11 protein-coding genes are annotated in these 12,524 nt (G+C 60.3%); 2 read left to right on the top strand and 9 right to left on the bottom strand.

Translation table 11 applies throughout. The features are described from left to right. Positions 1–123: 123 nt before the first annotated feature. Together VGN12_20065 and VGN12_20060 are read right to left on the bottom strand one after the other, a co-directional pair. Entirely contained in the window at positions 124–303 is a 180-nt protein-coding gene (locus VGN12_20065; protein HEY4311753.1) for a hypothetical protein, read from the bottom strand. 224 nt (positions 304–527) lie between these two features. After that, the gene (locus VGN12_20060) at positions 528–1,058 is read right to left on the bottom strand and encodes a hypothetical protein (protein HEY4311752.1); all 531 of its coding nucleotides are present in this window, start codon (positions 1,056–1,058) and stop codon (positions 528–530) included. Between the two features lie 678 nt (positions 1,059–1,736). Here VGN12_20060 and VGN12_20055 point away from each other — a divergent pair. Continuing rightward, complete coding sequence (locus VGN12_20055) at positions 1,737–2,000, top strand: hypothetical protein (GenBank protein HEY4311751.1); 264 nt, start codon at positions 1,737–1,739, stop codon at positions 1,998–2,000. On the opposite strand, the gene VGN12_20050 is transcribed toward VGN12_20055, so the two are convergent. The 6 genes from VGN12_20050 to VGN12_20025 form a co-directional block, all read right to left on the bottom strand. After that, the gene (locus VGN12_20050; GenBank protein ID HEY4311750.1) at positions 1,990–2,481 is read right to left on the bottom strand and encodes a hypothetical protein; all 492 of its coding nucleotides are present in this window, start codon (positions 2,479–2,481) and stop codon (positions 1,990–1,992) included. The two genes, VGN12_20055 and VGN12_20050, sit on opposite strands and share 11 nt — an antisense overlap. Before the next feature lie 95 nt (positions 2,482–2,576). Further along, positions 2,577–2,798: a helix-turn-helix domain-containing protein gene (locus tag VGN12_20045; GenBank protein HEY4311749.1), complete on the bottom strand. Its 222-nt coding sequence runs from the start codon at positions 2,796–2,798 to the stop codon at positions 2,577–2,579. A gap of 229 nt (positions 2,799–3,027) precedes the next feature. Next, positions 3,028–3,858 carry a helix-turn-helix domain-containing protein gene (locus tag VGN12_20040; GenBank protein HEY4311748.1) on the bottom strand — a complete coding sequence of 277 codons (831 nt, stop codon included), beginning with the start codon at positions 3,856–3,858 and terminating at the stop codon, positions 3,028–3,030. Between the two features lie 533 nt (positions 3,859–4,391). Then, positions 4,392–6,014, bottom strand: coding sequence for a PPC domain-containing protein (locus VGN12_20035; GenBank protein HEY4311747.1), 1,623 nt, complete (start codon positions 6,012–6,014; stop codon positions 4,392–4,394). A gap of 53 nt (positions 6,015–6,067) precedes the next feature. Next, positions 6,068–7,417, bottom strand: coding sequence for a DUF1501 domain-containing protein (locus VGN12_20030; GenBank protein HEY4311746.1), 1,350 nt, complete (start codon positions 7,415–7,417; stop codon positions 6,068–6,070). A gap of 26 nt (positions 7,418–7,443) precedes the next feature. Next, a complete protein-coding gene (locus tag VGN12_20025) occupies positions 7,444–9,633 on the bottom strand; it encodes a DUF1549 and DUF1553 domain-containing protein (GenBank protein ID HEY4311745.1) in 2,190 nt (729 codons plus the stop codon). A gap of 477 nt (positions 9,634–10,110) precedes the next feature. Here VGN12_20025 and VGN12_20020 point away from each other — a divergent pair, with 477 nt between their 5' ends. Further along, positions 10,111–11,115, top strand: coding sequence for a Ca2+-dependent phosphoinositide-specific phospholipase C (locus VGN12_20020; GenBank protein ID HEY4311744.1), 1,005 nt, complete (start codon positions 10,111–10,113; stop codon positions 11,113–11,115). A 39-nt stretch (positions 11,116–11,154) separates the two neighbouring features. Here VGN12_20020 and VGN12_20015 read toward each other — a convergent pair. After that, positions 11,155–12,524 (bottom strand): sodium/solute symporter (locus tag VGN12_20015; GenBank protein ID HEY4311743.1); only part of this gene is annotated, 1,370 nt, incomplete at its 5' end.

Here is a 12,524-nt window from a genome sequence, read left to right as displayed (position 1 = left end):
AGGCGTGACGCCAATTGCCGCGGCAGTCGATGCCACCACGCTTGGTGCCACGTCCAGCGCCGCGGCGATCTTCGATGTTGAGACGAGAGTTGCCATGTTCATTCCTCCTTGAGCGGTGTTGGATCAGTCTGCCTGCAGCGCCGCGCGAATTCGTTCAACGTCGGCCTCGGCGTAGTGCTCGCGCTCATTGATGCGCAGCACAGGCTTGATGCCGGCCGCATAGGCCGCGGCGCGAACCTTTGCCGGCGGTTGCTGGAGCAACTGCGCGAGGTAACCAAGTGTTAGGCAATTGGCTGTAACCATGATGGCCTCACGATACTCGACGTGATTCGCATTAACGCCAAACATTGGCGTCATTCAACAACGACCAGAAATCTTTTCCCGCAGTACCGGCAGACCGTCCTACGCGTCGTGCTGCCATCACCCTGATCGATCGACTTCGTGGTGCGAATGTCCGTAGACTCGCAAGCGGGACAACGCGGCCGCTCAAGCCAGACGATCGGAAGCTCCGCCGCAGGCCGTGACATCTACTGCTGCCCTCGGATTTCCGCCGCGTGTTTTGCAGCGATTACCGAAAGCCGCGCGCAGCTCGGGCACAACCCAGGGCGACGCTCGTACCCAGCTGGAATCTTGCCACTGGACCAGGTGCGGCCGCGCCGAAGTTTGCCGCACTCGTCGCAGGTGACAACGAACTTCAGATCAGACTCCGCGCGCTCCGTTTCGATGATCTCGGCAGCGACTCGGGGAATGTAGGTTTCCCGCAGCTCGGTCTCCCGATGCCGCCAGTGTTCGTCGTCAAGAGGTTCATCGTGCTGAGTCGCGCCAACCCAGGAGTCGATCAGCAGCTGGCCGAGCGCAGCGGCCACGTCCTGGCCGTGCCGCGTCTGCAGGTCGCGTAGCCGATGCCCGAGGATGATTAGCAGGGCGTCGGTCGGCGGATAAAGCGTGTCGACGCAGAGTGCCAAAATCTCGACGACCGTGTCGGGCAAGTGCTCATTGCCACGACCAAGGGCCCAGACGATCAGTGTTCGCAGGTCGCACGAGCCGTCGGCATTCAACGGTAGGTCAACGCGATCCCGAACCTGCCGCTCAGTCGACCAGCCCATGGCTTGGGCAACTTGCCGTTGCGATAGCCGGGTGACTCCGTCGTTGGGTTGCTGTTTCTTCGCCATCGATCGACCAAGGAGGAGGAGGGGTGGGGGTAGTAGTCCGAAATCAACCGTTATCTGCGCGAAAAGCACGAAAAGCAGGGTGGGAAACCTTCGCGCTTTTACCCGGGAAGGACCCATAGTCCCCGCCGCCATTCCTTGGCGCTGGGCTCTCTGTCATCGTCGCTGCCTCGCCCTGTAGCTCGGCCAACTGCACCAGTGCGACTCGCACCGTTCCAGAAGGCGATCGACAATTGGGGTTCCGACTCGCTCAGTCAGATCGCGTGGATCGATGATGTTCATAGTCAACCAAACTGGCCGCATTGATGCGTATCGGCCATCCAGCACGATGAAGGCCGCCTCTCGTTCTTTCTCGGTTAGCGGCGCGTGAGCGAAGTCACCCAGGTAAAGCACATCGGCCTCGATAAGCCGACGAACGCTCTCGGGGTCGCCTTTCGCAAAGTCACGTGAACGCCAGACGACGGCGGGCAGCGACGGACCGTTCAGCCAATGGAGGAAGTAGCCGGCATGAATTGCGTTTGCTGCTAGGCCGTGCATCATGTGGTCTTTGCCGGTCCCGGCAGGCCCATGCAGGATCAGGTTGACTCCATCTCCGGCGCGACCCGCGCGCCCCTCTGCCGGTCGTATGCCAAGATGCTTGGCGAAATGGCCGCGATACCCGATGAGTCGATCGACTACCTCGCGCTGCTCGGGGCGGTCTATCTCAAGGTTCTCGAGCAAGCACCGCCTGTAGCGGTCCCTGTCACCAATGAACCTGTCGAACCGGGACCGACGATTGTTCAGTTCGGCCTCATCGAGCTCTGGCAACTGCCAGTCTGCCTTAGCGGCTAAGGCCACCGACGGCGCCTTCGACGTAGTCGACCGCTGGGTTTTTCTGGGCATTGGTGCGCACCGCAGTTTTTTTACTAGGGGGGATATTGTTCTTGTTCATGTTCTTGTTCTTGGAATCCGATACCGTGCCGAAACGTTTGCCTAACGTTTGTTGAAACGTTTCGTGAAGGTTTGGCGGAAGGTATCGCAGATTCTCGGAAAACTCGGTCAAAAGCGGTCCTGTCGGGACTTCGGCAAGATCGCTGAGCATGCCAATCAACACTTTGGGATTCTCTGGCGGGTTCCACCTCCACCAGCTCGGGATGTAGATCACACGGTTGACGTCATCCCAACGCCAATCGAACGATTCGCATACCTCTCGCAAACGTTTCGGTAACGTTTGGAGGTCCGCATTCACGTCCTCGGCGGCCATGCCCACCGAAACGCGGAATAGTCCGGCACGGTTGGCTTGCGGGCCTGTTAGCAGGTAAATCGCCAACATGCGCGTCTCCGCCTCTAGCGCTAGAAACTGGCAATTTCGCCAAAGGCACGGGTATGCTTTTCGGTATCGCGGTCCATGCGATCTCGTCTTGGCCATCAGCTTGCGCTCGCCTCCACGGCCGAAGCCTCTTCCTGCCCGCGTATCCAGGCCTCGATCGACGCGACGGAATATCGGACAGCGCGGCCGACCTTCACGCACGGCAACGGACCGCGCGGAACAGTCATGCTGTACAACGTCTTCCGGCAGACGGACAGCGACTCGGCTGCCTCGTCTGCGGTCAAAAGCAGTTTTGTGACGCCCGTCGTTGCGGTGCTCATTGGCGCACCGTCCTATCGGGCTTTTGCTTGGCCGTCGCTTCCTCAGAAACGCGCAACAGCCGTCTGAGCAATCGCGTCCTGCGCATGCTCTCGGCCAATTCGCGTCGAATTTGATCCGGGGGAGGAACGGCCTGAATCGAGTCGTTGGCTTCCATGCCCGGCGTTTTTAGCGAACGCACTGTTGCAATCGAGCGCAATCGTTGCAACAAATTTGCAGCGCGGTGCAACGCTATTGGCGAATTAGGTTTACGACTTCGCGAGTTGTTGAGATTTGCAATGCAATCCCATTCTCTGCGAACGTCGTCGAAAGCCGGCTTACCAGGCTTCGAATCGTTGACGCCTCTTTCAATTCATCCCCCCAGATCTCGGCGCCCAACTGGCTGAACGGCACACCTCTCTCGGCGTTCCATATCGCTTTGAGCAAATCGAACCTCTTCCCGGTAATCAAAAAAAACGCGCCGCCCCACCAGATGCCATCTGGATTTGAATCAGGCCCGTCGGCGCGCGGTGGTGATTGCTGCTGTTTGGGAGCGATGAATTCATACTGACCGTTGAATTCCAATTTGACAGGAGCGCGGAACGTAAGAATCCCCTGCATCCTTATGAACGATATTGCGTGAATTGCAGCCGGCACACCCGAATTCTTAATCTCGGAATAGCACCTGTCGCCCTCCGACGTACGCCTGACAGCAATTTGCATCGCTTGGCCATATTCAAGGCGATGCTCTAGCCATGCAGTCGGTAAGCTTCTTTCAAGGAACCGAACAAATGCGGCGGTTTGAAATTCGATTGGATCAGCGGCTCTCTCGCCATCGGAATCTTCGGGATGTGCGCCGGTCATCCTCCAAACTAGGCGAACCACCCCAGAACCAGGCAGCTCTACATCGGCTCGCCATTTCTCTTCAAACAGGCCTGCTAACCTGAGAAGCCCCTCTGCGTCCTCCTGGGTCGCGGTACTCTTTTCGCGATCAATCGGACACCAGTGTCCATCAACTTCGAAAAGCCGCCGAATTATCTCGGCGCTCAGGGGATCCCTGAGGTTTGGAAGTTCCCCATGCATTCTGATTCTCATCCAAGTTAGAAGCTGGGCCAGCCACCGCGGCTTCGTGGGATGAGTCACGGCGCCGGCGGGGCTGTGGGCGGTGATCAGGCCGCCAAACCCAGCAGGCTGTCATTTTACGCGACGCCTGGCAAGCGCGAAGAGATGATCGCGCGTCGAGTTGCTCAAGTGCGGCCAGCGTTCAACGATCGCAGCAAGGCGGTAGTCTTCAACTGCGCAGGATTGTGCGCCGCCATCGAGAAAACATGCATCATTTCCCTGGAAATAAGCAGAGGATTCTGGTCCTGTAACGCCCATTTTTTCATGAGGCTAGTTCATCCGAGGCCACGCGAGGTCCGAAGGGCCCTCTGGGCTTTATCAAGGAACGAAGCCACTCAGACAGCTTCGTTCGGGCGCCGCTCTAGATTCTTCTGAATCCCCTGTGCGATAGCGATGTATTGCGGCGCTTGTCGAGGGATTCGAGTTTCTGCCCCCCTTGCCATGATCTCGGGGCGTGCGTTGTGCCGCCGACGGCATCACATTTCCGCGGACCATCACTTCTTTTCGGCCGCGCCGATCGTCAGCCAGATGTCGGTGGTTCGTTGCGGGCGTCCGGCGAGCGGTGCGTCGGCGACTCGTGTCTCGGCGACGGCGTCTGTGATCGTGCCGATCATGCGAATCGGTCCTGCGAATGGCGTATCACCGGCGGTGATCGTCAACTTCACGGCCTTGGCCGAATCTCCCTCGGCAAGCGATGTCGCAGCCTCGGCGCTTGCGCCGGGTGGCAATCCCTCGACTCGCACATTGATTGCCTCTTTGAAGCCATTTAGGCGTGCTACGGTGACGGGTAGCTCAACTTTCTGGCCTACAGTCGCTTTGAACGTGTCGCCGGTGAGCGATAGCGCAAAATCGGGGCGGGCCACGGCGGCCGTCAGTCGATAGACGTAGCGCGGTCCGCCGTGTCGGTGCAGGTCGGACACAGTGAATTGGTATTCACCGTCGGCCGCGATGGCGACCGGAAGTTGGATGTCCCGGCTGGTGCCGGAATCGTCGGTGCGAGAAAGCACCTTCTCTTGCGCATCCCGCACGGTGAGGACCGGATCGAGTGGATAGCCGAGTGACCGGCTTTCAATACGAACGTCGATTGTCTCGCCCGCCTTGGCATGGAATCGAAACGAATCTTCATCCCGCGGTTCCTCGATCCGCCCTGTGATCGTTACGGGCAGTTCGATCGTTTGCGGGCCGGCCAGTTTGCTGGGCTCGTTCGCTAGAAGCGACGGATGTCGATCGATCGGCAGGATCAGCAAGTTGGCCAGTTGTGGATGAAATAGCACGGCCTGCTTCGACGATGGGAGGATTCGTGGGATCAGATGTTGCGCGTCGGCAGGCAGGCTCCAACCGTGGGCTTCCACCTGTTGAGCTTCGGGCGAAACGGCCAGCGGCAGTGAATAATCCAGAAAACCTTGCACTGTCAGCGTCAGCCGATAGACGATCGAAGCGTCGCCGGCCAGGACGATCGAGCTATTCGGCGTCGCGGGAAATCCAAACGTACGAACCAGGTAGACGCCGCTCTTGGGGGCTGTAAACACGATACGAGGGTCGATTTCCTGATCGTCGTGGTTGCGTGCCAGGACAAAGCCTTCGGACGAAACGATCTCGAGGAGGGCATCGATCTGCGAACCCAGCGTGCGATGCGCCTCGAGATCGGCGACCAGCGTTTGACCTTCGTCCAGTCGGACGGCAAACGTGTCGACATCTCCTTTGCTCTGGAGCCGACCATTCACGATGACATTAGGGCTGCTGAGCTCCTGGCGTTTCGCTGATGAGTTGTTGGGTTCTTGTTCGACAACCTCGGGCAAGGTGCCGACGATAAACGGAACGAGCGGAGTTGGCCCCTCGGAATCGTAAAACCGCATCCAGTAGAGGCCCGGAATCGCGTCCGAGCCGACCGTCACCGTGAACTTTCCCTTCGTCTCCTGGGCTTGCACGCTCGCGCCCGGGCGATCGATCCAAACCTGCAGCGGCCAGTGGTCGAACGTTCCGTGAGCTTCGACCTCGACGGTGGTGCCCAGTTGCCCGCCCGCGGGAAACAAGTATTTCCATTGCGGAGGGGCCGCGTTGCTCACGTGAACGAATAACAACGCCCACACCAGCAAGGCGCAATAATAAGGAGGCATGATCCGATAAAATCTAGAACGTACAGCTTTTGTCACGACCAATTTCACCACGTTTAACCCATCAGCTCTTTGATGGGCGTGGGGTCGGTGACCAGATGCGCGGGACGGCCGTTGGGCGCGTAATAGATCTTGCCGGGATCAATGCCGAGCTTCGTGTACACGGTCGCCACGAAATTCTCGGGCGAAAGAACACGTTCGACTGCGGAATGTCCTGTCCGATCCGTGGCGCCGATCACCTGACCGCCCGGCGTGCCGCAACCGGCGAAGAGAATCGACATGGCATTTGCCCAATGATCGCGGCCAGCCTTCTTCTGGTCAGGCAGGGTCGAGATCTTTGGCGTGCGGCCAAATTCGCCCAGCGCCACGATGAGGGTCGTCTCCAGCAGGCCTCGCTGTTCCAGGTCCTCGATCAGGGTGGCAATTGCGTTTTCGAACGACGGCAGTCGCCGCTCGATCGCGCCGAAGATATCCGAGTGGTGGTCCCAACCGCTGTCGTACAACGTGACAAAGGGAACGCCGGCCTCGACCAATCGGCGGGCCAACAACGCCCGCTGGCCGAACGGATTGCGACCATAACGGTCGCGCACGCCGTCCGACTCGACGCTGATGTCGAAGGCGCGCTGCGCTTCGGGGCTCGTGACCAGGCTGTAGCCTTGTTGGTAATACTCGTCGAGCGCTTTCACCGGATCTCCGGCGGCCTCCTCGGGAATGCGGGCGAGCCGATCGACGACGCTGCGCAACTCGCGCCGGCTCGCCATCCGATCGCCGGCCAGTCCTGCGGGCGGAGCCACGTCGCGGACGCGAAATTCCTTTTTGTTCGGGTCGTCCGCAACAACAAAGGGTGCGTACTTGGCACCGAGAAAATTCGGTCCGCCCGAACGCGACATGCTGGGCATCGAAAAGTAGGCAGGCAGTCCGCCGCGGTTGCCACGTTCGTACGCGGTGACGGCTCCCAGGCTGGGATGGAAGCTGACGAAGGCCCCGCATCCGACAGGGATTCGTGGCGGCATGCCCGTCATCATGTAATGGTTGCCGGCGCCATGGTTGCCCTGGTTGTGGCAGACCGAGCGAACGACCGCGAGCTTGTCGGCCATGCCGGCTAGCCGCGGAAGATGCTCGGAAAAGTGGACTCCCGGGACACGCGTCGCGATGGGGCCCAACTCACCGCGGATCTCAACAGGGGCCTCGGGCTTGGGATCGAATGTTTCGAAATGCGAAGGTCCGCCGTCCATCCAAATCAGAATGCAACTGGTCGGGCGGCGCGACGGAATGCCCGGCCGCGATTCGTTCGCCTGGCCAACGAGCCGCAGCAGATCGACAAAGCCGCCCCCCGCCAGGCAACCAACGCCCAAGCGCAGGCTATCGCGACGGCTCAAGCCTTCACAGTTTCGTGACTGGCTCATAAATGCGAACCTCGTGTTCGTGCGAATCAATTCTTGAAAACGAATTCAGGCGTATTCAGCAGGGCCCACAGCAGGTCTTCGATCGCCTGGCGGCGCGAGGGACCTTCGACCGGGACGAGCGGCGTGGTGGCCGTTAACTCTTCGCTGGTAGGAAGGCGCGCGTACGTAGCTAAATAAAGTTCCTCGACGATCTGCTCGGGCGAATGGTTGCTGGCCGCTAGCCTTGCCACGCGACCGTCGTCACTGGTGAGCTGTTGGTTCAGACTCGGCGCGTTCATCAAATGCAGCGCCTGAACGACCGTCGTTTCTCCGGTCCGCTCGCATGGCGGGTCTTGATTGGCATCGGGGCGACCGAAGGCATCCAGAAACAACGAGTCGATGCGATGGGTCCACAGTTCAACGGCGCGCGCGTCGGGGGGCATAGCGCTGAAGGACTCGCGTACCTCGGTCACATCGCCGACGGCGTCGAGCAGCACTTCGGCTTCGAGCCGTTGCCGGTAGTGTCGCGAAAAATTGCGCGTGTCGGCAACGTTGCGCTCGACGGGGGCCGACGAAAGGGCGTAAACGTACGATCGCGTGATAAGACGCAGCAGATCCTTGAGATCGTAGTTGCTGCGACGGAACTCTTCGGCCAGGGCGTCCAGCAATGCAGGGTTGCTAGGCGGGTTAGTGGCCCGCAGATCGTCGACGGGATCGACCAGCCCGCGCCCCATAAGTTCGGCCCAGACGCGATTAACCGCCACGCGTGAAAAATAAACCTTGCCGTCTCCGAGCATCCAGTCGACGAACGTTTCGCGAGGATCTTCCTGGGGGCTGGAAGCGCGAGCCTCGCCGAAGAGGGGACGCGGCGCCAGCGACTGGCCCGTGAGCGGATGCGCGACGCTGCCAGTCTCGGCCGTGAAGACGATCTCTTCTTCGCCGGAAATGGGAGGCGACAGCCCGGTTCCCTTATAACCCACCCGGCTGAAAAAGGCGGCGAGGCTGTAGAAGTCGTCTTGCCCCCACACCTCGAAGGGATGGTGGTGGCACTTGGCACATTCCAGACGAGTGCCTAGGAACAACTGACTGACCAGCGTGGTTATTTCGTCGGGCGAACGTCGGTCGCGAAAGACCGTGACGGCTCCGTTGCGCCAGGTGCTGCCTTGCGCGGTAACCAACTCGCGAACGAAACGATCGTACGGCCAGTTCTGTCGAAAGGCCTCGCGCAGCCAGCCGTCAAGGCTCAGCGTTGCCTTGATACCCACGCGATAGGGATTGGGGCGTAATAGATCGGCCCACTTGTTGGCCCAGTAGTCGGCGTATTCCGGCCGCGACAGCAGGGCGTCGATCAGGCGTTCGCGCTTGTTGGGATCGGCATCGGCCAGGTATCGACGGGTTTCGTCGACGCTCGGCAGCCGGCCGATGATGTCCAGGTGGGCCCGGCGAAGAAAGGTGCTTTCATCGGCCGGGTCGCTGGGAGTGATGTGCAGTTGCTGGAGCTTATCCCAGACGTGCGAGTCGACGAGGTTATAACGCGGAAGCTGCGCGTAAACCTCCGCATCGACTGGCGTTGGCAGCGGGATCGCCGTGTTCCAGGTCGCTATGTTGCCCATATAGCGAGCCATGATGCTAGCCTCGCCGGGAATCGTTCCGGCGGCGACGACTCCCTGGGCGTCGACGGCCACGATCGCTGTTTCGTTCGAGGCGAAATTCGTGAGTCGCGTGACGTCGCGTAGCGAACCGTCTGAATAATGCGCCGTGACGACGAGTTGCTCACGAGCGCCGGCGGCCAGCACATGTTCTGCGGGCGCGAGCGAGATCTTCGCCAGCTTCGGGTCGGAAAAGTCGGCGCGCTTGAGCCCGGTCGTGATCCACGAGCGAAGAATCGCGTATTCGGCCCCGTCGCGTTCGAGCCGCAGCCCGCCGCCGTGCGGTTCGGCACCCGACGCCTTGCGCAGCAATAAACTATTGTCGGCCGCGCCGGGAAACACGCGCCGTCCACGAGCATTTTTGACAATGGCGTCGAAGTCGGAATCAGCGTCGAATCCCAACAGCGACAGTGCAAAGCCGTTCTGACCGCGCGCCTTGCCGTGACACGCGCCGGAATTGCAACCCGCCTTGCTGAGAATCGGCATGACGTCGAGTTCGAACAAGGGGGGCCGGTCGACGAGCAACTCGTCGGCAAGGGCGCGCGTCGCCGGCATCAAAACTGCCAACAAGAATGCCGTGATGATCACGAATGTCCCACCAGCGCATGCCCGCGGTCGGGGTGTCACCCGGAATTGATCTTTTCGCGGCATGGCGTGTGGGGTGAGGCGGGAGTTGACGCGGCAACACACAGTTGGCCAGTGAGTCGTGGAATCCGGCCGGATGGCCTGGCACGTCCGCAGCGACCTAATCAGCTCATGCGCCCGCGTCAGGGGGGCGTAGCAATGCTCTAAGAGTAGCCGATCTGCAGGGGGCGTTCAACGTTTTGGGTTGAATCGGCAAGCGGTGTTTCTGGGGTAAGGGCCTTAGTTTTCGGCCTGCATATCCACATTGGCGCGCGAAGTTACACTATTTTGATACCTGCGTGTGATGTGATGAGGCCCTTGAACAATCAACGGCGTTTCAGCGCTGAACGCGTCAGGTCCTGATAATCCTCGGCCGACGGCAGGGGCGGCTCGGGTAATCGTTAGCTCCCAAGAACCAAACACTTCCTCAGGATTCACATCATGCGTATCACTGTCTGGCTGCTGGCGCTGAGCTTATTGCTGCCCGCGGCACAACTCGCCGCGCAGACGCCGGCGAAAGATGGCTTGCGGCTCAATCAGATTCAAGTCCTCGGTACGCACAACAGCTATCACGTGCGCCCGCCTGCGGCAATTCTCAAAGCAGCGATCGCGATGCGCAAAGAGGCGAAGGAATGGGACTATTCGCGGCAGCCGCTGGACGAACAACTGGATCGGGGCGTCCGCAGCTTCGAGTTGGATCTAAATCTGTCGGACAAGGGATGGCAGGTGATGCACGTGCCAGGATTTGATCCGGGAAGCACCGTGCCGACGTTCACCGATGCCCTGGTCGTCGTCAATCGATGGTCCAAGGCGCACCCACGCCACGTGCCGATCTCGCTGTTGCTCGAGCTAAAGGAAGAGGGGTTTCAGCTTAATAAGGCTTATCGCCGGCCCACGGCCAGCGACGTATTGAGGCTTGACGAAGAAATTCGCGCCGCGCTGCCTGCCGAGCGGATGCTGACGCCGGACGATGTTCGCGGCGATCACAAGACATTGTGGGACGCGGTTCATAACGGCGGATGGCCAACCCTGGCAGACGCGGCCGGCAAAGTGTTTGTCATCCTGCATGAAAATGGAGCGAACCGCGACGCATACCTGGACGGGCATTCAGCGCTCGAAGGCCGGGCGATGTTCGTCGAATCCAATCTCGGTCAACCGCACTCGGCTGTTTTGATCCGTAATAACCCCACGGACCCGCAGATCGACGACCTGGCTCGGGCCGGCTACTTGATTCGGACTCGCGTCGATTCGCAAGGAGACATCCGAGCGGATCGAAGGAAGCGGGCGCTGGCCAGCGGCGCGCACATTCTGACTACCGATTACCCTCGCGGCGAAATCGAGGGAGACCGGGCGTTCGCCCTGCCTGAGGATGCGCCGGCGCAGGCAAATCCCATCACACGTCCTGCATCACGGAAAGACATCGTGGTGCGCGAGCCGATTCCGTGAGCGACCGCTGGTGCCGTTAGAGTGAGTCGCGCAGTTGCGCTACCGGAAGAACCAACACATCGCAAGCGTGCAGGCCACGAGCAGGCCAGCCCACAGGCGATCGTGTAGCCACCAGGCACGGGCGATGCCACCCTCGCTCGCGCGCTCGTTCTTAAAACGCGACCAGGTGAAATGTTCGCGATCATGGTTGCGCTCGCGCTGGGTGGCGAAGCTCACCACCAGCAACACGGCATAGCACGCCAGCGTCGCCAGTCCGGCCCGATGAAAGGCTTGCAATTGGTGGTCGAAGCCGCGCTGGGCGACTTGATCGAAGACGATCGAAAGAATGGGGCCGACCAGGATACAGGCGAAGGCCGCGGTGCCGGTAACCATCGGCTGCAAAATCCCCGCGACGTAGGCCACGATCACGCCGGGTACCAGGTAGGCGTTGTAATCGGCCATGCGATTGAAGATGCCTCCTTTCGCCTGCCCGAAGTACAGGGACAGGTAAATGGCGGCGCCGACCATCAGGATCATCGCCATCCGCCCGACCCAGATCAGGCGTTTTTCGGAGGCGTCCGGACGGATGTATTTCTTATAGATGTCGAAGGTGAACAGCGTGGCGGTAGAGTTCATCATCGAATCGATCGTCGATAGGATTCCCGCCGCGAGCCCCGCCATCACCAGCCCGACCAGCCCGTAGCCCGGCGGCAACAGGGTGCGGGTCAGCCCGGCGAAGGCGGTATCGCTTTCGGTCGCGGGGTCGATGGCCAGGATATATCCGGCCGCCATCCCAGGCACGATGCAGAGAAATGGGATCAACAGCTTTAGAAAGCCCGCGGCGATCGTGCCCATGCGGGCGTCCCAATCGCTGCGCGCTCCGAGCGTGCGCTGGGCGATGAACTGATTCGTGCCCCAGTAATAGAGGTGCAGCACCATCAGGCCGCTGAGCACGCCGCTCCAGGGAAGCTCGGGATGGCTGGCCTCGAAGAAGACGTGAAACTTTTCCGGCTGCTTCTCGAGCAAGCCTGAGAGACCGCCGACGTTCGGGTGCCAGATGGCGAGCACGGCCAAGAGGCCACTACCGATAAACAGCAGCACGCTTTGTACGACGTCATTGAAAATGTCCGCCGTCAATCCGCCGTACATGGTGTAGATCGCGGCCACGGCGGCCAGCCCGCATACGGCGCCTTCGTACGAGATAGCGTACTGCGAATCGGCGGTGAGCGTGGCGAGCGTCAATGCTCCCAGTATCATGGTGCCGACCATTTGAATCAGTAGAAAGGCCATGTTGGTGATTGAATAAACCAGCCGACTGCGATCGTCGAATCGCTGGCCCAGATATTCCGACAGGGTGTACAAACCCATGCGCCGGTAGAAGGGCAGAAAGAAGTAGCACAAGGAAAGCAGGCCGAAGATCGCACCGAATT

The organism is Pirellulales bacterium, assembly GCA_036499395.1.
Lineage (GTDB): Bacteria > Planctomycetota > Planctomycetia > Pirellulales > JACPPG01 > JACPPG01.
Note: the sequence above shows the minus strand (reverse complement) of the source record. Positions and strands in the feature narration are given on the sequence as shown.

Coding starts and splice junctions, on each gene's coding strand:
- VGN12_20035 (HEY4311747.1), bottom strand. CDS start 6,014: ATGCCTCCTTATTATTGCGCCTTGCTGGTGTGGGCGTTGTTATTCGTT.
- VGN12_20065 (HEY4311753.1), bottom strand. CDS start 303: ATGGTTACAGCCAATTGCCTAACACTTGGTTACCTCGCGCAGTTGCTC.
- VGN12_20030 (HEY4311746.1), bottom strand. CDS start 7,417: ATGAGCCAGTCACGAAACTGTGAAGGCTTGAGCCGTCGCGATAGCCTG.
- VGN12_20045 (HEY4311749.1), bottom strand. CDS start 2,798: ATGAGCACCGCAACGACGGGCGTCACAAAACTGCTTTTGACCGCAGAC.
- VGN12_20055 (HEY4311751.1), top strand. CDS start 1,737: ATGCAGGATCAGGTTGACTCCATCTCCGGCGCGACCCGCGCGCCCCTC.
- VGN12_20040 (HEY4311748.1), bottom strand. CDS start 3,858: ATGCATGGGGAACTTCCAAACCTCAGGGATCCCCTGAGCGCCGAGATA.
- VGN12_20020 (HEY4311744.1), top strand. CDS start 10,111: ATGCGTATCACTGTCTGGCTGCTGGCGCTGAGCTTATTGCTGCCCGCG.
- VGN12_20050 (HEY4311750.1), bottom strand. CDS start 2,481: ATGTTGGCGATTTACCTGCTAACAGGCCCGCAAGCCAACCGTGCCGGA.